Genomic DNA, 22455 nt, shown 5'->3' with positions numbered 1-22455 from the left:
GCTTCACGATTTTGGACGCCCGGCAGTCATGTAGGCCGGCTTCTCGCCAAAATGTGTAAATCCTTCCAAAAGTTTTGTAGGTTTATGCCTACATAGGCATGGTCTTCATAGGGACTACATACCCATTCCCCTAGGAGAGACAGCAGGCCGGGCCACGGCCGCCGGACTGGCCTCCGTACGCCCCGTTGATTGTCGGAAAATCAAGAGGTGGCGCCAAGAAAATGTGGCGAAAACGCCATGATAGGATCAGACCTGACGTAGCAATGCCTGACCTGTCGATGCCATGCACAGCCAAGAACTGATCAAACCTGACGGAAGAGACCTGACGTTGTACAGCAACCGGCCCATCCCGGACGGCATCGTCGCGACCAGTCCCTTCGCCGAACCGCAGCATGCGAACCCGCACCTGCGCTGGCATCCGCTGCGCGGCGAATGGGTCACGTATGCCGCGTTCCGCCAGAACCGCACGTATCAGCCGCCGCCGCAGTACAACCCGCTGGCCCCCACGCGCGATCCGGACCACCCGACCGAGATGCCGGCCGGCGACTACGAGATCGCCGTGTTCGACAACCGATTCCCGTCGCTGGCGCTGGACGCCCACGAGCCGCCGACACTCACCGTGCCGACCGCGCCCGCCAACGGCAAGTGCGAAGTCGTCGTGTTCACGCAGGATCCGCAGGCGGCACTTGGCCGGCTGCCGCTGTCGCGCATCGAACTGCTGCTGGAAGTATGGGGCGACCGCACGCGCAGGATCGGCGGCCAGCACCACATCCAGTACGTGCTGCCGTTCGAGAATCGCGGCGCCGAAGTCGGTGTCACGCTGCACCACCCGCACGGCCAGATCTACGCCTACCCGTTCGTGCCGCCCGTGCCCGCACGCCAGCTCGCGCAGGAACGCGAGTACTACCTGCAGCACGGCACGAGCCTGTTGTGCGACATGGCGCGCGACGAGGCGGCGGACGAGAAGCGCGTCGTGTACCGCGACGACGAGGCGATCGCCTTCGTGCCGGCCTGCGCGCGCTACCCGTACGAGGTGTGGGTGATGCCGACGGCGCCGTGCAAGGATTTCGCGGCGCTGACACCTGCGCAGCGCACCGGCCTGGCACGCGCGCTGAAGACGGTGCTGCTCAAGTTCGACACCCTGTGGGAGCGCCCGTTCCCATACCTGATGACGTGGTACCAGGCGCCGACGGACGGCGCGGACCACCCCGAGACGCAGCTGCACTGCCAGTTCTATCCGCCGTACCGCACGCGCGACCGGCTGAAATACCTGGCCGGCACGGAGATCGGCGCCGGCATGTTCGCGATGGACGTGCTGCCTGAAACCACCGCCTACGAATTGCAGCAGGTCGAGGTGCGGCTGGAGGACGAGGCATGAGCGCCCTCGATACCCTGACTGCCGAAGTGGCCGACAAGCTCGCGCTGCTGCGAGCCGCGCTGGCGGAGGCGGGCGCGCAGGCGATCCGGCTGCGCGGCGCCGACTGGTTCGCGTGGGCGACGGCGGGCGGGGACGCTTCCGTGCTGCTGGCCGCCGATTGTGGCGTGGCCGAGGTGCTCGTCACTCGCGACGACGCCGTGATCCTGACGGACGCCATCGAAGCCGAGCGCCTGCGCCTCGAACAGGTGCCGCCGGGGTTCACGTTCCACATCGCGCCGTGGGCCGAGACGGAGCTGCGCGAGACCTATGTGCTGGGCGTGGCGAATGGCGGCGTGGTGCTGTCCGACCACCCGCGCCTGAGCAACGGCACCAGTGAGCAGCCGCTGCCCGCGAGCCTGCGCCTGCGCCGCATGGTCCTGCTCCCGGCAGAACAGAAACGCTACCGCGCACTGGGCGTTGACGCCGCCGCCGCGATGTCGGAGACGCTGCGCGCCGCGCGGCCCGAGTGGACGGAGCTCGAACTCGCCGCGGCAGGCGCACAGGCCCTGTGGCGGCGCGGGATCCAGCCCGCGCTGGTGCTGGCCGCCGGGGCGCGGCGCCTGCCGTTGTTCCGCCATCCCGTGCCGACGACCGAGCCGCTGGGCGCACGCGCGATGCTCGTGTTCTGCGCACGGCGTCATGGCCTCGTGGCGAACCTGTCGCGCGGGGTCGCGTTCGGTGCGCTCACGGACGACGAGCGCAATGCGCAGGCCGACCTGCTGCAGGTCGAAGCGACGGGGCTCGATGCCGTGCGTCCGGGCCAGTCGCTGGCGGCCGTCTACCACGCGCTGGAAGCCGCGTACCGCCACGTCAACCGGCCGGACGCGATCCGCGAGCATCACCAGGGCGGCATCACGGGCTACCAGGCGCGCGAGATCGTCGCGAGCCCGAGCACCGCGACCGGCATCGAGACGGGCATGGCGTTCGCGTTCAACCCGAGCTTCGCGGGTATGAAGGTGGAGGACACATTCCTGCTCGGTGCAAGCGGGCTGGAAAACCTGACGCTGGATGCGAACTGGCCGGCGACGACAATCCAGGGCCGCGCGCGGCCCGTATGGCTGGAGGTGGCATGACATGAACAATCCCGAGACCTTCTTCGGCGGCGCCCCGGAAGCGTTCGCGTCGGCCCCCGGCCGCGTCAACCTGCTGGGCGAGCACACGGACTACAACGACGGCTACATGCTGCCCGTCGCGACGCCGCAGCGCACCGAGATCGCCCTTGCGCGCAGCCACGACGACCAGCACCACCTGTATTCCGGCACGCTGGACGGCAACGTCACGTTCGCGGCGAAGGGCGGCAGCGCGCCGCAGGGCTTCGGCAGCTATATCGAAGGCTGCATCCGCCTCGTGGAAGCGACGGGCGTCACCGTGCCGCCGCTGCGCGTGTTCGTGACGACGAACCTGCCCGTCGGCTCCGGGCTGTCGTCGTCGGCGGCGCTCGAAGTGGCGATGCTGCGTGCCATGCGCAACCTGCTCGGGTTCTCCCTCGACGACGTCAAGCTCGCGCAGATTGCGCAGCGCGCCGAGATCGAATTCGCCCGCGTCAACTGCGGCATCATGGACCAGATGGCGTCGAGCCTGTGCGACGAACGGAACATGCTGTTCATCGATGCGCGCACGCTCGAACATCACCTCGTGCCGATGCCGGAAGGGACGGAGCTGATCGTCGTCGACTCCGGCGTGCCGCGCACGCTGGCCGCCAGCAAGTACAACGAACGCCGCGCCGAATGCGAAGAAGCGTCGCGCAAGCTGGGCGTGAAAGCGCTGCGCGACGTGACCGATCCCGCGGCCGTGGAGTCGCTGCCCGAGCCGCTGCGCCGGCGCGCGCGCCACGTCGTGCTGGAAGACCTGCGCGTGCTGGAAGCGGCGCGCGGCGTGTCGGCCGAACGCTTCGGCGAACTGATGAACGCGTCGCACGAAAGCCTGCGCGGCGACTACGAGGTTTCGATTCCCGAGCTCGACCAGCTGGTGGCCGCGTTGCGTGCCGCCCCGGGCGTGCTCGGTGCACGCTTGACCGGTGCCGGATTCGGCGGCGCTACCGTGGCTCTATGCCGGACCGGACAAGCAAGACAGGCAGCGGAAACTGCACTCTCCACCTACAACAAAGCAGGACGTCAGGGTCGCATTTTGATCCCGGTCCCGACCCAAGGAAAGGAAAATAATGAGCCAGTTTGAGTATCCCCGCCCGCAGCTGGTCCGCGACAATTGGATCAACCTGAACGGTAAATGGCGCTTCCGTTTCGACGATGAGCTGGTCAACAAGATGCCGGAGGGCGTCACCGGCTGGACCCACGAAATCAATGTCCCGTTCGCGCCCGAGACCGAGATGTCCGGCATCCAGGACACCGGCTTCCACCGCTTCTGCTGGTACGAGCGCGACTTCGAGCTGAAGCCATCGGAGGACCGCGTCATCCTGCACTTCGGCGCCGTCGATTATTTTGCCCGCGTCTGGGTCAACGGCCAGCTCGTGGCCGAGCACGAGGGTGGCCACACGCCGTTCCGTGCCGACATCACGCCCGCGCTGAAGGCGGACGGCAAGCAGACCGTGACCGTGTTCGTCGAGGACGACCCGGCCGATCTCGCCAAGCCCCGCGGCAAGCAGGACTGGCTGCTGGAACCGCATTCGATCTGGTATCCGCGCACGACCGGCATCTGGCAGACCGTGTGGGTCGAACGGGTGTCGCGCACCTTCATCCAGACCCTGCGCTGGACGCCGCTGTTCGAAACCTTCGAGATCGGCTGCGAAGTGTTTGCAGGCGGCGACATCCAGGAAGACATGTTCGTCGAGGTCAAGATCTGGCACGGCAAGCAATTGCTGGCGGACGACAACTACAAGCTGCTGGCGGGCGAGGCCAATCGCAAGATCGCGCTGTCCGACCCCGGCATCGACGATTCGCGCAACGAGCTGCTGTGGAGCCCGGAGCGCCCCACGCTGCTGGACGCCGAGGTGATCCTGCGCTGCGGCGACAAGATCGTCGACCACGTGAAGTCGTACACGGCGCTGCGCTCGTTCCACATCAACCGCGACCGCCTGCTGCTGAACGGCCGCCCGTATCCGCTGCGCCTCGTACTGGACCAGGGCTACTGGACCGAGTCGTTCCTGACGGCGCCGTCGGACGAACACCTCAAGCGCGACGTCGAACTGGCCAAGCTGATGGGCTTCAACGGCGTGCGCAAGCACCAGAAGATCGAGGACCCGCGCTACCTGTACTGGGCCGACAGGCTGGGCCTGCTCGTGTGGGAAGAGATGCCGTCGGCCTACCGCTTCGCCCCGCGCGCGATCACGCGCATGGTCAAGGAATGGACGGAAGCCATCGAGCGCGACTACAGCCACCCGTGCATCATCGTGTGGGTGCCGTTCAACGAATCCTGGGGCGTGCCGAACCTGACGCTGACCCAGGCGCACCGCAACGCGGTCGAGGCGCTGTACCACCTGACGCGCACCCTCGATTCGACCCGCCCGGTGATCGGCAACGACGGCTGGGAAGCGTCGGCCACCGACATCCTCGGCATCCATGACTACGACTGCAACCCCGACAAGCTGAAGGCGCGCTACGAGGTCTCCGACCCCGTGCGCACGCTGTTCGACCAGCGCCGCCCTGGCGGACGCATCCTCACCTTGGACGGCTTCCCGCACCGCGGCCAGCCCATCGTGCTTACCGAATTCGGCGGCATCGCATTCGATCCGAACGCGACGCCCGAGGACGGCACGTGGGGCTATACCCGTGCCCATACGGCCGAGAGCTATCACGCGCTGTACCGAGATCTGCTGAAGGTGGTCAACGAGACCTTCATGTTCAGCGGCTTCTGCTATACCCAGTTCGCCGACACGTTCCAGGAAGCGAACGGCCTGCTCAACGCGGACCGTACACCCAAGCTGCCGTTCGAGGTGATCAGCGCGGCGACGCGCAACGTCGCCCTCGAACCCAAGGACGTGGAAGAGGAGGGAGACAAGCCGGGCCCAGCCTGATCCAGGCGCCGCCCGGCGCGCTCCGAACCCCGACGCGAGCACGGCACCCTCAGGGCGCCCGCCCCATCGCAGCGCGGCTACGCATGGTCGCGCTGTGGACGGGTTCGCTCGTCCGTACCGCGCGCAGAGCGTTCGACGCCGCGCCGCGGCGCGGGCGGCCGGCCCACGCCACCGATCAACTGAACGCCCGCGCGGGCGAGAAGGAGCCATCATGTCCACGATCGTCGTTTTCAGTCACCTGCGCTGGGATTTCGTGTTCCAGCGGCCGCAGCATCTGCTGTCGCGCCTGGCGCAGCATTATCCGGTCCTGTTCGTCGAAGAACCGGTCCACGATGACGGCGCACCGTTCATGGAACGATCGAGTCCCGCGCCGAACGTGACCGTGTGCCGTGCGCACACGCCGATCCAGGCGGCCGGCTTCCACGACGAACAGCTGCGGCTGCTCCAGCCCATGGTGGCGCAGCTGGCACCGCCAGGAGAAGAAGTCGTCGCGTGGTTCTATACGCCGATGGCCCTGCCGCTGCTGCAATCGCTGCGGCCCGCGCTTGTCGTGTACGACTGCATGGACGAGCTGGCCTCGTTCCGGAATCCGCCCAAACAATTGCTGCAGCGTGAAAGCGCGCTGCTCTCCATCGCCGACCTCGTGTTCGCCGGCGGCCCCAGCCTGTACGAGGCCAAGCGCAACCGCCACCCGAACGTGCACTGTTTTTCCAGCAGCGTCGATGTCGTGCACTTCCAGCAGGCGCTGGACCGCACGCGCACGCATCCGCAGCAGGACGCCATTCCGCGCCCGCGCCTGGGCTTCTACGGCGTGCTGGACGAGCGCTTCGACCCGGATCTCGTCGGCGCCGTTGCCGATGCCCATCCCGAGTGGCAGGTCGTGCTGGCCGGACCGGTCGTCAAGATCGATCCGGAGCGTCTTCCACGCCGCCCCAACATCCACTACCTGGGCCAGCAGCCATACTCGGCATTGCCGGATCTGCTGGCCGGCTGGGACGTGTGCCTGATGCCGTTCGCCATCAACGAGGCGACGAAATTCATCAGTCCCACCAAGGTCCTCGAATACATGGCGGCGCAACTGCCGATCGTCAGCACGCCGATCGCCGACGTCGCCAATCCCTACGGCCACGTGGTCGCCATTGCGTCCACCGCCGACGAATTCGTCGCCGCCTGCGAAGCGGCGCTCGCGCAGACGCCGGAGCAGCGCCGCCACATGGTCGACGCGATGCAGGCCGTCGTCGCCGCCACGTCGTGGGACAACACGGCCGCGCGCATGCGCGAGCTGATCGACACGGCCCCGCCGCATACGGACCGGCGCGCCACGCCGCGCAGCCTCGATGCCGCCGACGCCGGTTCGAAAGTGAACCCGCTGCGCGCGCACGAGCCGCACGTGGGAGCTATAGTTATCGGCGGCGGACCGACCGGCCTGTCGGCCGCTTACCACCTCGGCGCCGATACGCTGCTGCTGGACCGCAACGAGTCCATCGGCGGCTGGTGCCGCTCCATCGAGGACAATGGCTTCACGTTCGATTACGCGGGCCACATCATGTTCTCGAACGACCCGTACGTGCTCAAGATGTACGAGGTGCTGCTGGGCGATAACGTGCACTGGCAGAACCGCGAAGCGTGGGTCTACAGCAAGGGTGTCTACACCCGCTATCCGTTCCAGGGCGCGCTGTACGGCCTGCCGCCGAAGGTCGTCACGGAATGCATCATGGGCGCGATCGAAGCCCGCTACGAAAGCGCCGAGGGCAAGACTGCCGCCGCGCAAGCCGTCGACGACTGCTGCGCCGACGGCACGACGGACGTGTGCAACACCGACCGTTCCGTAAAAGGTGAAGTGAAGAACTTCGAACAGTTCATCTACAAGGTGTGGGGCAAGGGGATCGCGAAACACTTCGCGATCCCGTACAACCGCAAGATCTGGACGGTGCCGCTGTCCGAGATGGAGACGTCATGGCTGGGCGGCCGCGTGCCCTTGCCGAACCTGGAAGAAATCATCCAGGGCGCGCTGGAACCGTCGCCGAAACCGCTGGGCCCGAACGCCCGTTTCGGCTATCCGCTGAAGGGCGGCTTCCAGGCCCTGATGAATGGCTTCCTGCCGCACATCAAGGGCAAGATCGAGCTGAATGCCGACGTCGTGCAGGTGCTGCCGCGCGAACACATCGTCGCCCTGCGCGACGGGCGCCGCTTCCGCTACGACGACCTGATTTCCACGATGCCGCTGCCGGAGCTGATCAAGGCGATCGGCAACGAGGCGCCGGAAGAGGTGAGGGCGGCGGCGAAGGGGCTGCGCCACGTGTCGATCCGCTGCGTGAACATCGGCATCGACCGCGTCGCCACCGACAAGCACTGGATCTACTATCCGGAAGATACGATCTTCCACCGCATCTTCGTGCAGGGCAATGCGAGCCCCGGCTGTAATCCGCCGGGTTGCTTCGGCTTCACCTGCGAGATTTCGTATTCGCCGTATAAACCGCTGCCCGTCGACGGCGAGGCGCTGATCGAGCACATCATCCAGGATTGCCGCAAGGTCGGCATGATCCAGGACGGCGACACGATCCTGGCCGCGAACCAGGTCGACATGCCGTACGCCTACGTGCTGTACGACCATGCGCGCGCCCGCAACGTCGAGACGTGCAAGGCGTGGCTGAAGCAGTTCGACATCACCCTCGTCGGCCGCTACAGCGAATGGGAATACTACAACTCCGACCACGCCCTGCTGGCCGGCAAGCGCGGCGCCGACATCGTGCATGCCAAGCGCGCGCGGGCGCAGAAGGCGAGTTCGGAATAGGCGGGCGCATCCGGGCGCGCCGTCAGCGCCGTGCCCGGTGCTGCTCAGTGCTGCTCAGTGCTGTATGACGCCGCCTGCGAGGCTGACCCGGTCGCCCGTGCGGAAATCCGGCGTCGTCTGCTGGGTCACGACCTGCGTGCTGCCGTCGTCCATGCGCAGGGTGACGCGATAGATGCGGTCGGGGGAAGAACCGGTTGTGCCGCCCGAGCTGCTGCCCATGGCGGCGCTGGCGCTGCTTTCGCCTTCGGTGGCGGCGCTGCTCGACCGGGGCATGACTTCGATGGCGGCGACGGTGGCGTTCGGGCTCGTGCTGGACGCGGACGTGCCGCCGGCCGACGCGCCGGTGCTGCTCTGGCTGCCGGTGGCGGCACCCTGGTCCTGCATCATGCCGGACGTGCCTTGCGAGCCGGACGTGTCGTACCCGCTCGAGCTGCCCGCGGCGCCGGAGCTGCCGGAGGAACCGGACGAGCCGGACGAGCCCGAGGAACTGCTGCCGCCACCCCAGCTGCCCGAGCCCTGCGATCCGGTGCCGCCGCCGGTGCCCGACATGCCGCCGCTGGTCGACGTGCCCGTGGCCGTGCCGCTGCTGCCCGTCTCGCCGGCGGCGCCGCTGCTGCCGCTGCTGCCCGTGCCGCCGCGCCAGGAACTGCACGCGGACAGCCCGACTGCGAGCGCCAGCAAGCCCGCCAGGAAGACGCTCTGGTGTTTTTGCTTCATGATCAACTCCTTCTGAGGGGATAGTGTCAGGTTAGATGAGTGACGATGCCGCGTGCCACTTTGGTAAGAGGCGTGTTCGGTATCGGCGTTCAAACTGCCTGACGTTGAGCATGAGCCACGTCAAAGTTGTAGCGCGGGGAAGTGCGGCGGCGGCTCAGCGTCGCACGCCGACGGCGATGCGCGCTGCCAGCAGAGCCATCACGCTGCTCGCGACGATGGCGGCGCTGACGTCGACGGCCCAGTCGTGCACGCTGGCGCCGCGGTAGGGAAAGAAACTCTGCACGTACTCGTCGCCCGCGCCCATCGCGGCGATCGCCAGCACGGCCTTGCAGGCGCGTGCCAGCGGCGTGCCGCGGCTGCCGCCGAACCACAGCGCGGCCAGTACGGCATAGGCGATCGAGTGCAGGACCGCTCCCGGTGCGTAGGCGCCGACGTCGGCACGGAAGCCTGGGACGTTGCCGGCCGTAATGATGGTCAGGTAGATCAGGATGGCCGCTGCAAGGCACAGCAGGTGCAAGCGCGGATTCTGCAGGAAATTGAATGAGTGCGGCGTCATGGCAAGGCGGCTCGCAAAAGCGCTCACCTTACCATGCTCGTTGTGCACTTGCACAAAGACACGTGTGCGGTACCACGCCCCATCAGTCGAGGCGGGACGCCCGGGCCTCAGATCGTGAGGGCGGGGGCGCCGTTCGGGTAATGGGCGTCGAAACAGCTGGCGCAGTCGGTGCAGAACAGGTGGGCCACGCGCACGGCGGACTGGCGCAGGACCAGTTTCAGGTGGCCGCTCTGGCATTTGGGACAGATCTCTCGGACACTGCCGAAAGTCAGTACGTGAAGAGGTTGCCCTTCATCGTCGAGGTGGTCGATGACCATGCGCGGATTGAGCTCGCTGAGAACCAGACAGTCTTCCGGTTCCGCGTGCCGGCGGCGCGATGGTTCGGCGTGTTGCAGGGGTGGCGACATCGTTTCAGGTACGGGTAACGTCATTGGACCGGCTCCTTATTGTGTCTTATCCCCGCGCGACTGTAAAAAACGCGAGGCGCGAATTTCATCATAGCGGAATCCTGAGATGATTCAAGTACGACAACAAAAAAATTGTGCAGTGCGTGGCGAACACAACAACAAGAATACGGAACAAAAAAAAATGCCCGCCAACGGAGGACGGGCACAACCCAAGATCGGGCCAAGAGACGCAGAATCCGGTGCGGTGTGCCGCGGGGCGGCACACCTTCTGCGATCACGCATATCGGTTGCGTGTATGCAGATGAACCCAGTATAAAGACACAATGTTAAAGGACCATGACACATCTCAAGGGTGTGCCCCTTTGCGCCGGAACGTTTTCGGATGGGATTGGTCACGATGCGTGACACGGATAAAAAAAAAGCCCGCTGGTTGCGGGCTTCAAAACTATTTTCTTGGAGGAGAATAGTGGAGACAGGTGCCATTATGTTGCGGCGCGATATGCGTGTCCAATGATGAATTCGGATACCTGTCATCACGCCGGTTGATAATGGTTGAGCTCGCCATTCATTCCTTGACCGGCACCGTATAATTCAGCGCCATGCGGCCGCCGTCCGCATACAGCGTCTGGCCCGTCATGTACGACGCGTCGTCGCTGGCGAGGAATGCGGCGATGGCGGCGATTTCTTCCGGTTCGCCGCAACGGCCCAGCGGCGTGCGCGACAGGATCGTGTGGCGTGCTTCCGGGCTGCCCAGGACGGCCTTTTTCGCCAGTTCCGTCAGGATCGTGCCCGGACCGATCGCGTTGACCCGGATGCCATGCTGGGCCAGGCTGATCGCCGTCACGCGCGTGAGCTGGTTGACCCCGCCCTTGGACACGACGTATGGGATCTGGTTGGGAATCGTTAGCTCCGCGTTCACGCTCGACATGTTGATGATGCAGCCGCGTTGTTGCGTATCTTGCCGTTTGACCATCTCGCGCGCACAGGCCTGGCTGCACAGGAACATCGATTTCAGGTTGATGCGCAGGACGCGGTCGAAATCGTCTTCGGCCAGGTCGAGGAAATCGGCGGCATGCGTCACGCCGGCATTGTTGACGAGGATGTCGATGTGGCCGAACGCGGCCAGGGTGGCGGCCACCATCGCATCGACCTCGGCTTTGATGCTCACGTCCGCCTGGAAGAAGCGGGCAGCGTCGCCCAGCGCCTCGGCCGCGGCCGCGCCTTCGGGGCGCACGTCGACGAGCATCACGCGCGCGCCCTCGCGCACGAGGCGTTCGGCGCACGCCAGGCCGATGCCCTGGCTGGCTCCGGTGACGATGGCGGTTTTCTGGGTCAGTTTCATGGGTCCTCGCTGCTGCGGTGAAAAGAAAAGGCCGCCATTGTAGCGGCCGTCTGCAGGACCAGTGGCCGGTCAGAGCATCACGGGCCGGTCCGGCAATTCATTTGGCCGCGCCCCGCCGGACGGGAAATGCTGGCGCAGCAGCTGGTTCACCTGGGCGATCGCGGCCAAGGTCGCCGCGTGGAACTCACCGCGGGCAAAGCCGCGCGTCATCGTGTCGCATACGCCTTGCCACGTGGCCGCGTCGATCTTGCGGTCGATGCCCCGGTCGGCAATGATATCGACTTTCCGATCTGCAAGATTCACGTAGATCAACACGCCGCAGTTGTCTTCGGTATCCCAGATGCCATAGTCGGCGAACAGGGCGATGGCGCGCTGGCGCGTCGTCACGCCGGCCCAGGCCAGCGACAGCGGCAAGCCCTTTTCGACGATCAGCCGCACTTCGCCGCGGTGCGTCTGCTCGCCCGCCGTGATGGCTTCCGTGATCGCCGTCAGCGCTTCGGACGGGAACGCGCGCTCGGCCTCGTTGCGTGTACTGAGCAGGTGGCGCAGGGCGCGCCGCAGGCGGTTCGGTTCTTCCATCACCAGTCTCCCGACGCGCCGCCGCCGTCGAAGCTGCCACCGCCGCCACCGGAAAAGCCGCCGCCGCCGCCATCCGAAAAGCCGCCAGAAAAGCCGCCGCCGCCGCCGCGCCAGCGGTCGTTGTCGTGCTGGTGGGCGGCATTGGCGAGGATGTTGCCGAGGATGAAGCCGGTGGTGCCGCTGCCCCAGCCGCTGCCGTAGCGCCCCGGCTGCGCGAGACGCGTGCGGCGCGGGCGGAACACCGAGCGCAGGACCGTGATGCCGACGAGGATCAGGAAGATGCTGACGACGACGTTGGGGCCGTCATCCTCCTGCTGTTGCGCGGGCGGCTGCGCCTGTGGCGCTGGAAATTTTTCCTGGTTCAGCAGGGTGGCGATGGCGCCGACGCCCGCCACGAGGCCGCCGTACCAGTCCTGCTGGCGGAAGTGCGGGGCGATCGTATCTTCGAGGATGCGCTTCGATTGCGCATCCGTCAGCACGCCTTGCACGCCGCGTCCCGCCTCGATGCGCAGGCGTCGCAGCGCCTTCGGATTGTCTTTCGCGACGACCAGCAGTACGCCGTCGTCGACGCCCTTGCGCCCGAGCTTCCATTCGTCGGCTACGCGGATGCTGTACTGCTCGATGGCTTCCGGTTCCGTCGATGCCACGAGCAGCACGGCGATCTGGCTGCCCGTCTTGGCCTCGTAGTCGGCCAGCACGCCTTCCAGTTTCTGGCGCTGGTCCGGCGTCAGCATGCCGATCTCGTCGGTGACGCGCGCCCGCAGCGCCGGCACCGGCTTGAACTGCTGCGCGTGCGCATGGCCGGCCAGCAGCAAGGTCAGCATCCAGGCCCACAGCAACCGCGGCAGGGCGTTCATGGCATGGCCTTATTTGCCGAAGTTGACGGTCGGCGCCGTCGAGATGGCCTTCTCGTTCTCGACCGTGAACGACGGCTTGGCCTGGTAGCCGAACATCATGGCGGTCAGGTTGGTCGGGAAGCTGCGGACCGTCACGTTATAGTCCTGCACGGCTGCGATGTAGCGCTGGCGGGCCACCGTGATGCGGTTCTCCGTGCCTTCCAGCTGCGACTGCAGGTCGCGGAAGCCGGCGTCCGCCTTCAGTTGCGGATAGTTCTCCGACACGGCCATCAGGCGCGACAGCGCGCTCGACAGCTCACCCTGCACCTGCTGGAATTTCTGGAAGGCCTCCGGGTTGTTCAAGACTTCCGGCGTGATCTGGAAGCTGGTCGCGGCCGCGCGCGCCCGCGTCACGGCTTCCAGCGTATCCTTTTCGTGCGTCGCATAGCCCTTGACCGTGTTCACCAGATTCGGGATCAGGTCGGCGCGGCGCTGGTACTGGTTGACGACCTCGGCCCAGGCGGCCTTCGTGGCCTCGTCCTTGGACTGGAACTGGTTGTAGCCGCAGCCCGACAGCAGGGTGGCGGCCAGTACGGCGGCCAGCAGCATGCCGGCCCAGCGCGTGAACAGGGAAGGTTTCATCTGACGATCCGTAACAAGTTGTCGAATGGCCAAAATATAACCGAAATGCCACAGCGATGGCGAGACAAACGGGCACGGGCGGTACAATAGAGGGTTTGCAATCAGATCAGAGAGGCCGCCCATGAACTTCATCGACAAACTGAACGCCGCCTGGAAGCGTAACGATTCCCTGCTGTGCGTGGGACTCGACCCGGACACGGCCCGCTTCCCCGCGCACCTGCAGGGCCGCCCGGACGGCATCGTGGAGTTCTGCAAGGCCATCATCGACGCCACCGCCGACCTGGCCTGCGCCTTCAAGCCGCAGATCGCCTATTTCGCCGCCCTCGGCGCGGAAGACCAGCTCGAAGCCATCTGCCGCTACCTGCGCGACAATTACCCCCATATCCCGCTGATCCTCGACGCCAAGCGCGGCGACATCGGCGCGACGGCCCACCAGTACGCGCGCGAAGCGTTCGACCGCTACGGCGCCGACACCGTCACCGTCAACCCGTACATGGGCTTCGACTCGGTCGAACCGTACATGGAGTGGAAGGACCGCGGCGTGATCGTCCTGTGCCGCACGTCGAACGCGGGCGGCTCCGACCTGCAATTCCTCGACGTGGGCGGCCAGCCGCTGTACCAGCACGTGGCGCGCCTCGTCGCGGAAAAGTGGAACAGGAATGGCCAGTGCGCCCTCGTCGTGGGCGCCACGTTCCCGGAAGAACTCGCGCAGGTGCGCGCCATCGTCGGCGACATGCCGCTGCTCGTGCCGGGCATCGGCGCGCAGGGCGGCGACATCGAAGCGACCGTCAAATCGGGGCGCACGGCCGTCGGCACCGGCATGATGATCAATTCCTCGCGCGCCATCATCTACGCGCAGCCGCAGGGCGACGAGGATTTCGCCGCGGCCGCGCGCCGCGTGGCGGCCGAGACGCGCGACGCCATCAACCGCTACCGCGGCTGAATCCGTTTTACGTCTCCGCCTGGCGCTGCCGGGCCATTGCCAGGTAGCGCATCCCGACCGCCAGCGCCGCGAAGCCCGACGCGGCGGCGACACCCAGCGCCCAGCGCGGCCCCGTGTGGTCGGCCACCCAGCCGACGATGGGCGCGCCGATCGGCGTCGTGCCCAGTGCGATGCCGAGCCGCAGGGCCATCACGCGGCCCCGCATCGCGGGTTCGGTCGATAGCTGCAATAGGCTGTTCGACGTGTTCGTGAAGGTGAGGGCGGCCACGCCCGTCAGCGCCAGCGCGGCCGCAAACCACAGGTAGCCAGGCGCCACGGCCGCCAGCCCGCAGCCGATGCCGAACACCCCGGCCCCGACGACGAGCGCGCTGAACTGCGTGCGTTCGCGGCGCGCGGCGAGCAGTGCGCCGACGACGCTGCCGACGGCCATCGTCGACGACAGCAGGCTGTAGCCGCGCGCATCCGTGTGGAACACCGAGACGGCCATCGTGCCGATGAAGATCGGGAAGTTCAGCCCGAACGTGGCGATCAGGAACAGCATGCCGAGGAGCGCCATCAGGTCCGGCCGCTTCCACACGTAGCGCATCCCATCCAGCATCCCGCGCCCGCCCGCGCTGCCGGCCGCGCGCGGGTGCGCGTGGAGCTCGTCCTTGCGCAGCCACGTCAGCGACGCCAGCACCGCCACGTACGAGAGTCCGTTGACGATGAATGCCCAGCCGGTGCCGATGCCGGCGATCAGCAGGCCGGCGGCCGCGGGGCCGATCATCCGGGCGGCGTTGAACGACGTCGAATTCAGCGCGACCGCGTTCGGCAGGTCGGCATCCCCGACGAGCTGCGCGACGAACGTCTGGCGCACGGGCGCGTCGAATGCGGACGCACAGCCGAACAGGAAGGCGAACACGTACACGTGCCACAGTTCGACGATACCGGTGATCGTCATCGCGCCCAGCGCGAGCGCGAGGATGCCCATCGCGGCCTGCGTGACCATCATCAGCTTGCGCTGGTCGACATGGTCGGCGGCCCAGCCCGTCCACGGCAGCAGGAGCAGTTGCGGGCCGAACTGCAGGGCCATCACGGTGCCGACGGCCGACGCGTTGTGGTGCGTCAGTTCGGTGAGCACGAGCCAGTCCTGGGCCGTGCGCTGCATCCACGTGCCGACGTTGGAGACCAGGCAGCCGGCGGCCCAGAGGCGGTAGTTGAAATTGCTTAGCGAGCGGAATGCACGGGACATCAGGCGGCAAATGCCGGCATTAGTACCGGCTGGGGGCGATCATCTCCGCGTAATCATACAGGGCCCCGAGGATTTCCTCAGCCCGCTCGTCCGCCGTCTCGGACAGTGCGTCGATCTCCGCAAACAACTGGTCGACCGTGCGCGCACCGCCCGCGCCGTCGAACAGGCGCGCGGCGCGGTGGTCTTCCCATGCCTGCTGCTCGTCGTCGCCCAGCGTGTGCGGGAAGTTGCGGGCGCGGTAGCGGAACAGTAAATGTGACAGGCGCTCGTCCTCGAACGACGGGCGCAAGGTCGCCAGCTTCGGCGCGGCTTCCGCCCGCAGCGATTCCAGCCGGCGCCGGTCGCCGTTCGAGACGAAGCCGCCGTACAGGTCTTCGTCGACGTCGACGGCGCCCGCGACCGCGTCGCGCTGGTACACCTTCTGCCAGATGGCCGCCATGTCCGGCCCGCCCGCCGCGATGCGGGCGTGGGCGAGACACTGTTCGACGTCCAGTTCCCACCGTGCCGCCATCTGCGTGCTCAGGGTTTTCAGATTACCGACCAGCATCGGCGACTTGTTCAGGTGCACGCTCTTGATCGGGAGGCGCGTCATGCCCTCTGGCATCTCGGCGGCGCGAGTGAACAGGCGCTGGCGGATCGCCTCGACGTTCAGGTTGAACAGTTCGGACGGATCGTGGCGGCAGTCCCACACGAGGACTTCATTCTTGTTCGTGGGGTGCGTCGCCAGCGGCCAGACGACGCCGAGGCAGCCGCGCTCGGCCGGGAACATGCCGGAGACGTGCAGGAATGGCTGGCGCAGCGCGCGGTCGAGGTGCAGGCCCATCTGTTCCGCCACCTTGTCCTTGCGGCGCAGTTCGAGGCAGAAGTCGAACAGTTTCGGCTGCTTGCTGCGCAGCAGGCGCGCGAGCGCGATCGTGGCGCGCACGTCGGACAGCGCGTCGTGCGCGGCCTCGTGCACAAGGCCGTTGTCGCGCGAGAGGTGTTCGAGCTTGAAGCTGGGGCGGCCGTCGTCGTGGCGCGGCCAGGTGATGCCGTCGGGACGGAGCGCATAGGCCATGCGCACGACGTCGAGCATGTCCCAGCGGCCGCAGCCGTTCTGCCATTCGCGCGCATACGGGTCCATCAGGTTGCGCCACAGCAGGAAGCGCGTGACCTCGTCGTCGAAGCGGATCGTGTTGTAGCCGACGCCGATCGTGCCCGGTTCGGAAAACGCGGCGCAGATGCGGGCCGCAAATTCGTGCTCGGGCACGCCGTGTTCCAGGCAGTGCTGCGGCGTGATGCCGGTGATCAGGCAGGCCTGCGGGTCGGGCAGGTAATCCGGTGCGGGCTGGCAGTACAGCATGATCGGCTCGCCGATCTCGTTGAGGTCGGCGTCGGTGCGGATCGCGGCGAACTGCGCGGGACGATCGCGCCGCGGTTCCGCGCCGAAGGTCTCGTAATCGTGCCAGAGGAAGGTGTGGTTGCTCATCGTGGCGTCATTCTAACTTGCAAGCATCGCACGGCCTAGCACCGGCTCAATCCGGCTTTGGGAACCTTTGGGAAGTTCAGGTGCCGATGCGGTCGCGGCCTGCTTCCTTGGCGCGGTACAGGGCGGCGTCGGCCGCCTCGATCAGGCCGCGCTCGTCCTGGCCGGGCAGCAGGGTGGCGACGCCGAACGACCCGGTGACGTGCGGCAGCGCCAGGCGCATGTCGTCGAACACGACGGCCTCGCGCATGCGCACACACAGGCGCTCGGCGACCGTCACGGCCTGCGCCTGCGGGGTGGCGGGCAGGATCGCCATCATCTCCTCGCCGCCGTAGCGCACGGCGAAATCGGTCGGACGCAGCCCCGCGCGGATCACGCCGGCGGCCGCGCACAGGGCGGTGTCGCCCGCGATATGGCCGTGCGTGTCGTTGAAGCGTTTGAAGTGGTCGAGGTCGATCATCACGAGCGACAGCGGCCCACTGTCCTGGCGCGCGCGTGCCACCAGCTTGGGCAGCGCGTCGTTCAGCCAGGCGCGGTTGTACAGCCCCGTGAGGCCGTCGTTGAACGACAGCTGGCGGTAGAACTCGCCCAGCTTCTGGCGCCGGCGCAGGCGCGCGTTCGTCGCGCGGATGCGGAACGACAGCAGCCGCAGCAGGTTGCGCGCCACGCCGTTATGGCCGTCGATCAATTGCCACACACGGTCGGGTTCGATAACGAGCAGCGCGCTGTCTTCCAGCGCGACGATGGCGTCGAGGTTGGCGGCATCGTCCAGCACGGACTGCTCGCCCACGCTTTCGCCCGGCAGGATGCGTTCGACATTGCCTTCGCCCAGCGCGCCTTCCACGGCGAGACTGCCCGCGAGCAGGATGTACAGGCGGGCACGCAGGCCGTCCTCGAGCGCTTCGCCCTGCGGCAACCGCACGATCCGGCAATCGGCGAGCGCCTGCGCGACGGCGGGATCGTCGATGTCGCGAAAGAGCTGCAGGTCGCGGATGCGATAGGGGGATGCACCGAAGGTGCCGGTCACGATCATTGGGTTTGACTGCCAGGCGACAACTTATATTGACAACCTCGCATGATACCTGAACGAAACACCAGCGCCGATGCTTGGCGCCGATAAACAACAGTGTTTCAATGGCGGCATGAATACCGCACCCGATTCCCTGGTCGATGCCCTCGGCCGCCGCCATGTGCCCGCGCCCGATGCGCGCATCGTCTGCCTCGTGCCCTCCATCACCGAACTGCTGTGCGACCTGGGCCTGGCCGGCAAGCTCGTCGGCCGTACCGGCTTCTGCATCCATCCGCGCGACGTCGTCGCGGCCATCTCCAAGGTGGGTGGCACGAAGGACGTCAACATCGAGAAGATCCGCAAGCTTGCGCCGACGCACGTCATCGTCAACATCGACGAGAACGAAAAGCCGACCGTGGAGAAACTGGCTGAATTCGTGCCGCACGTCGTCGTCACGCATCCGAATACGCCGCGCGACAACCTGCACCTGGCGCGGCTGATGGGCGGGATCTTCGGGGCGGAGGCGGCCGCCGCGCGCTGGTGCGCCGAGCTCGAGGCCGAGTACGCGGCGCTGCACATGTCACCGGCAGGTCCGGCGCGCACGGTGCTGTACTGCATCTGGCAAGACCCGTGGATGACAGTGTCGAAGGACACGTATATCGCGAGCATGCTGGCCGAACTGGGCTGGCGCGTGCCGGACCTGGGCACGGACCGGTATCCGCGCTTTGCATGGTCGGAGGACCTCGTCGACGGGCTCGATGCCGTGCTGCTGTCGACGGAGCCCTATCGTTTCACGGAAGACCATGCGGACGCGCTGGAAAAACAGCTGGGCATTCCCGTGGTCCTCGTCGACGGCGAGATGATGTCGTGGTACGGCAGCCGGGCGCTGGCCGGGCTGCGTTATCTGCGCTCGTTGCGGGAGGCGGTCAAGTAAAGGCCGGCGCCGCGCCGCGGCGGGCCCACACGTTGCGCAGCCACTTCGCGACGGGCTTTTCCACGCAGCGGTGCACGGCCAGCGCCGCCACGCAGGCCACGGCCACGGCGCCGGTGAGCAGCAGGGCGCCCGATCCGGCGTAGTGCAGCTTGCGCGCCACGTCGACGGTGATGCTGATCGCGATGCCGTGCGTGAGGTACAGCGGATAGGACAGCGCGCCCAGCAGGGCGCCGATGCGGCCCATGCGCAGGGTGCCTGCGGTTTCGGCCGCGACGAGGCCAATGATGATGAAGGCGGAACTCACGCCGTACAGCAGCACCGGCAACAGGCCGTGCTCGGCCATGCTCTTGTAGAGGCCCGTGTCTTCCACGAGACCCGTCGCCAGGAAGGCGAGGCCGCCCGCCAGCGCGAGCAGGCGCGGAAAGGTGACCGTGCGATGGCGCAGCACCCACGCGACGCCCATGCCGAGGATGAACAGCAGGTTGTAGGGCGAGGCGAGCGTCTTGACGGTGTCGCCGAACAGCCCGGCCGGCAGCGGGAGATCGACCACGCGCGCCGCGCAGAACAGGATCGCCCACGCGAGCAGCACCCAGCGGCTCAGGCGCACGCGCCAGATGGCCAGGCCGAACAGCGCGTAGAACAGCATTTCGTGGACGAGGGTCCAGGACTGGACCAGCATCGGCAACTGGCTCTGCGGCAGCAGCAGCACGGATTTCACCCAGTAGTCCCACGCGAAGGTGCCGGCGAACCAGGTCTTTGCCGTGATCAGCACCATCACGATCAGGTACAGCGGATAGATGCGCGTCACGCGCTTCCACGCGAACGAGCCCAGCCTGCCGGGGCGGTCGAGGTCGGCGTGGTGGATGTAATAGATGATGTAGCCGGACAGGACGAAGAAGAACGGCACGCCCGCGTGGCCGAAGCTGAAGAAGCCGCCGAACGGTGCGCCGCGCCCCGGCTGGGCCAGTTCGACGACGTGCGCTCCGTGGAAGAAGGCCACGAGCAGGGCGGCGATGCCGCGGGCCGCTTCGATGGTCAGGAGCTTGTCCGTCCGGGCGGCAGGAACGGTTTGGGGTGATTGTGGAGTGGTTGCCATGGTGCTTGAGGTTATCCGGAGAAGCGTATCTGTACGCTCCGGATGACGCAAGCAGATTTTAATTTTTGCAACACTTTTGACGGGCAACGGACCGGCGGCGGCCCGTTGCCGCGACGGCAATCAGGAATCGCTGGTCAGGTCTTTGTCGGCCAGGGCATCCACGGGCAGCGGCTCGCGCTTGTTCTTGTCATTCAGGCGGCCGATGGCGCTGTCCAGGGCGCGCTTGAGCTTGCCCACGGCGCTCGTGATCGACAGCTGCAGGTTTTCCGCATGCGCATGCACGACGACGGGCGCGTAGCCCGAGACGAGCGCTTCCATCATGCAGTAGTTGCTGCCGTCTTCGTGCTTTTCCTTGTTCTCGTTGGAGAGGTGCACGTCCACGCGGCGCACGTGGTCGCCGAAGCGGGAAATGGCTTCCTCGACCAGGGTGCGGACGCGTTCGTCGAGGCCCGAGTGGCGCTGGATGGTGTTATCGGTGTTGACATTAACTTCCATAAACTCCTCCAAAAATGGTCACATTTGCATCGATGTTACCCGCTCCGGAGAAAACCCGGCGTCCCGCACGCGCACTCAGGTGTTCACGAGGCTCGCCGCGATGTTCACCGACAGGCCGAGGATGACCAGGTTGAAGAAGAACGCCAGCACGCAGTGACCCAGCACGAGCTTGCGCATGGCGCGCGTCTTGACCGTCACGTCCGACGTCTGCACGGCGACGGACAAAGTGAACGAGAAGTACAGGAAGTCCCAGTAATTCGGCTGCGTGTGCTGGTCGGGGAATTCGAGCGGGAGCGTGTGCTTGCTGGCCGTGTAGTAGATGTGCGCGTAGTGGAGGCAGTACATGACGCCGACCAGCAGCCAGGAGCCGATCACGGTCAATGCCGTGAATCCGTAGTGCAGCGCCTTCATGTGCTCGGACGCTTCCTTCATGTTCGCCAGTTCCGTCACGATGGCGTACACGCTGAGGATCGCGCCGACGACGACGGCGCCCAGCACGGCGCCGCCGCTCTCGTCCTGCTTTTCGGCGATCGCGCGCACGCGGCTGTGGTCGGCGCGGAACATCGTCCACGCCATCGCCAGCAGGTAAGCCCAGACGCCGCTGTTCCAGCCGATCAGCGCACGCCGCAGCTCGTTGTACCGCTCGGGAACGAGAATCCCGACCGCCACGCCGAGCACCAGCGCGCCCAGCAGGTAGGGGCGGCTGCGGATGAAGCGCAGCAGGAAGTTGGGCTGTTGGTGCGCGGGCCGCTCTTCCATCACGTGGCCCCGGCCTTGGCCGCCCGTTCGGCGTCGTGGTGCGGGAAGCGGTCCATGCGCGACAGCACGGGGAACAGCTTCATCCACGTGCCGGTGACGACGAGCGTGGCGACGCCCCGAACACGATCGCGCGCACGAGGCCGAACCAGCTCGCGGTGAGGCCCGATTCGAATTCGCCCAGTTCGTTGGAGGCGCCGATGAACACGGCGTTCACGGCGCTGACGCGGCCGCGGATCTCGTCCGGCGTCTCGTACTGCACGAGCAGGTGGCGGATGTAGACGCTGACCATGTCGCCCGCGCCCAGCAGGAACAGCGCGACGAGGGCGACATAAAAGCTGTGCGTCAGGCCCATCGTCACGGTGGCCGCGCCGAACAGGGCAACGCCGCCGAACATCCACGGGCCGACCTTGCGCGTGATGGGCCAGAACGCCAGCGCGATCGAGCACAAGGTGGCGCCGGCGCCGGGTGCCGTCCGCAGCAGGCCCAGGCTCGTGGGCCCGGCATGCAGCACATCATGGGCGTAGGCGGGCAGCAGGGCGGTGGCGCCGCCGAACAGCACGGCGAACAGGTCGAGCGAGATCGCACCCAGCACGATCGGCCGCGACCACACGAAGCGCAGGCCTTCCAGCAGCGTGTGCCAGCTGACGGGGGCCTTGTTCATCGCCTGCGGCGCGCTCTTCGTGCCGGACATCAGCAGCACGGCGATGACGAGCAGCGTGCTCGACACGGCATACACGACGTTCGGCCCGAACACGTACAGCAGGCCGCCCAGCACCGGGCCGGCGATCACGGACACCTGGAACGTCGACGAGCTCAGCGCGACGGCCTGCGAGAAATCCTTCGTGGAGACGAGGTTGCGCAGCACGGCCTGCGACGCCGGCTGCATGAAGGCGCGCGCGCTGCCGAACAGCACGAGCACGGCGTACACGGGCCATATGGTCTTGCTGCCCGAGAGCGTGAACGCGACGAGCAGCAGGCTGCACAGCAGCTGCGTGGCCATGCAGGCGATGACGATCTTGCGGCGGTTGTGCGTGTCGGCCACGTGGCCGGCCCACAGGATCAGGACGAGGAACGGTGCGAATTGGGCGAGGCCGATGAGGCCGAGGTCGAACAGGCTGTGCGTGATCTGGTAGACCTGCCAGCCGATGGCCACGCTCTGCATCTGGACGGCGAGCGTGCCGAGGAAACGCGAGGACAGGTAGAAGGAGACGTTACGGTTGCGCAGGACGGCCAGGCGGCCTGTCGGAGAAAGCACGGACATAG

The 22455-nt window shown here is 66.7% G+C and carries 20 protein-coding genes and 1 pseudogene; 7 read left to right on the top strand and 14 right to left on the bottom strand.

Going from position 1 to position 22455, the window contains the following annotated elements:
• Positions 1–283 precede the first annotated feature (283 nt).
• The 5 genes from galT to P0M04_RS01355 all read left to right on the top strand — a co-directional run bounded on the left by galT (position 284) and on the right by P0M04_RS01355 (position 8181).
• Positions 284–1378: a galactose-1-phosphate uridylyltransferase gene (galT, locus tag P0M04_RS01375; RefSeq protein WP_259449109.1), complete on the top strand. Its 1095-nt coding sequence runs from the start codon at positions 284–286 to the stop codon at positions 1376–1378.
• Positions 1375–2490 (top strand): M24 family metallopeptidase, encoded by a 1116-nt coding sequence (locus P0M04_RS01370; protein ID WP_259449110.1) that lies wholly within the window; start codon positions 1375–1377, stop codon positions 2488–2490. Before galT ends, P0M04_RS01370 begins: the two co-directional genes overlap by 4 nt.
• Position 2491: 1 nt before the next feature.
• Positions 2492–3592 (top strand): galactokinase, encoded by a 1101-nt coding sequence (gene galK / locus P0M04_RS01365; protein WP_259449111.1) that lies wholly within the window; start codon positions 2492–2494, stop codon positions 3590–3592.
• Entirely contained in the window at positions 3579–5387 is a 1809-nt protein-coding gene (locus P0M04_RS01360) for a glycoside hydrolase family 2 protein (RefSeq protein WP_259449112.1), read from the top strand. The genes galK and P0M04_RS01360 overlap by 14 nt, the downstream gene beginning before the upstream one ends.
• A 211-nt stretch (positions 5388–5598) precedes the next feature.
• Positions 5599–8181, top strand: coding sequence for an NAD(P)-binding protein (locus tag P0M04_RS01355; RefSeq protein WP_259449113.1), 2583 nt, complete (start codon positions 5599–5601; stop codon positions 8179–8181).
• A 54-nt stretch (positions 8182–8235) separates the two neighbouring features.
• Here P0M04_RS01355 and P0M04_RS01350 read toward each other — a convergent pair whose 3' ends face one another.
• The 7 genes from P0M04_RS01350 to P0M04_RS01320 form a co-directional block, all read right to left on the bottom strand.
• Positions 8236–8898 (bottom strand): hypothetical protein, encoded by a 663-nt coding sequence (locus P0M04_RS01350; RefSeq protein WP_259449114.1) that lies wholly within the window; start codon positions 8896–8898, stop codon positions 8236–8238.
• Between the two features lie 154 nt (positions 8899–9052).
• Complete coding sequence (locus tag P0M04_RS01345; protein ID WP_259449115.1) at positions 9053–9454, bottom strand: VanZ family protein; 402 nt, start codon at positions 9452–9454, stop codon at positions 9053–9055.
• A gap of 107 nt (positions 9455–9561) precedes the next feature.
• Complete coding sequence (locus tag P0M04_RS01340) at positions 9562–9885, bottom strand: hypothetical protein (RefSeq protein ID WP_259449116.1); 324 nt, start codon at positions 9883–9885, stop codon at positions 9562–9564.
• Between the two features lie 541 nt (positions 9886–10426).
• Positions 10427–11203, bottom strand: coding sequence for an SDR family NAD(P)-dependent oxidoreductase (locus tag P0M04_RS01335; protein ID WP_259449117.1), 777 nt, complete (start codon positions 11201–11203; stop codon positions 10427–10429).
• Positions 11204–11272: 69 nt separating this feature from the next.
• On the bottom strand, positions 11273–11782 hold the full coding sequence (locus tag P0M04_RS01330; RefSeq protein WP_259449118.1) for a TPM domain-containing protein: 510 nt from the start codon (positions 11780–11782) through the stop codon (positions 11273–11275).
• On the bottom strand, positions 11782–12639 hold the full coding sequence (locus P0M04_RS01325) for a TPM domain-containing protein (RefSeq protein WP_259449119.1): 858 nt from the start codon (positions 12637–12639) through the stop codon (positions 11782–11784). The genes P0M04_RS01330 and P0M04_RS01325 overlap by 1 nt, the downstream gene beginning before the upstream one ends.
• Before the next feature lie 9 nt (positions 12640–12648).
• Positions 12649–13227: a LemA family protein gene (locus tag P0M04_RS01320; RefSeq protein WP_259449166.1), complete on the bottom strand. Its 579-nt coding sequence runs from the start codon at positions 13225–13227 to the stop codon at positions 12649–12651.
• 154 nt (positions 13228–13381) lie between these two features.
• Between P0M04_RS01320 and pyrF the strand changes: the two genes are divergently transcribed.
• Positions 13382–14203 carry an orotidine-5'-phosphate decarboxylase gene (pyrF, locus tag P0M04_RS01315; protein WP_259449120.1) on the top strand — a complete coding sequence of 274 codons (822 nt, stop codon included), beginning with the start codon at positions 13382–13384 and terminating at the stop codon, positions 14201–14203.
• Between the two features lie 7 nt (positions 14204–14210).
• Here pyrF and P0M04_RS01310 read toward each other — a convergent pair whose 3' ends face one another.
• From P0M04_RS01310 to P0M04_RS01300, 3 genes are all read right to left on the bottom strand, one after another.
• Positions 14211–15434, bottom strand: coding sequence for an MFS transporter (locus P0M04_RS01310; protein ID WP_259449121.1), 1224 nt, complete (start codon positions 15432–15434; stop codon positions 14211–14213).
• Between the two features lie 19 nt (positions 15435–15453).
• The gene (sbcB, locus tag P0M04_RS01305; RefSeq protein WP_259449122.1) at positions 15454–16902 is read right to left on the bottom strand and encodes an exodeoxyribonuclease I; all 1449 of its coding nucleotides are present in this window, start codon (positions 16900–16902) and stop codon (positions 15454–15456) included.
• Positions 16903–16978: 76 nt separating this feature from the next.
• On the bottom strand, positions 16979–17932 hold the full coding sequence (locus P0M04_RS01300; protein WP_259449123.1) for a GGDEF domain-containing protein: 954 nt from the start codon (positions 17930–17932) through the stop codon (positions 16979–16981).
• A gap of 109 nt (positions 17933–18041) precedes the next feature.
• Between P0M04_RS01300 and P0M04_RS01295 the strand changes: the two genes are divergently transcribed.
• Positions 18042–18842, top strand: a complete 801-nt coding sequence (locus P0M04_RS01295; protein WP_259449124.1) for a helical backbone metal receptor — start codon at positions 18042–18044, stop codon at positions 18840–18842.
• Here P0M04_RS01295 and P0M04_RS01290 read toward each other — a convergent pair.
• From P0M04_RS01290 to P0M04_RS01275, 4 genes and pseudogenes are all read right to left on the bottom strand, one after another.
• Complete coding sequence (locus P0M04_RS01290) at positions 18835–19938, bottom strand: acyltransferase family protein (RefSeq protein WP_259449125.1); 1104 nt, start codon at positions 19936–19938, stop codon at positions 18835–18837. The two genes, P0M04_RS01295 and P0M04_RS01290, sit on opposite strands and share 8 nt — an antisense overlap.
• Before the next feature lie 120 nt (positions 19939–20058).
• Positions 20059–20433 (bottom strand): HPF/RaiA family ribosome-associated protein, encoded by a 375-nt coding sequence (locus P0M04_RS01285; protein WP_259449126.1) that lies wholly within the window; start codon positions 20431–20433, stop codon positions 20059–20061.
• 75 nt (positions 20434–20508) lie between these two features.
• Entirely contained in the window at positions 20509–21192 is a 684-nt protein-coding gene (locus tag P0M04_RS01280; protein WP_259449127.1) for a DUF1345 domain-containing protein, read from the bottom strand.
• Positions 21192–22453: pseudogene (locus P0M04_RS01275) on the bottom strand (MFS transporter). The gene P0M04_RS01280 and the pseudogene P0M04_RS01275 overlap by 1 nt, the downstream one beginning before the upstream one ends.
• Positions 22454–22455 lie beyond the last annotated feature (2 nt).

Source organism: Telluria mixta (assembly GCF_029223865.1).
Taxonomy (GTDB): domain Bacteria; phylum Pseudomonadota; class Gammaproteobacteria; order Burkholderiales; family Burkholderiaceae_D; genus Telluria; species Telluria mixta.
Note: the sequence above shows the minus strand (reverse complement) of the source record. Positions and strands in the feature narration are given on the sequence as shown.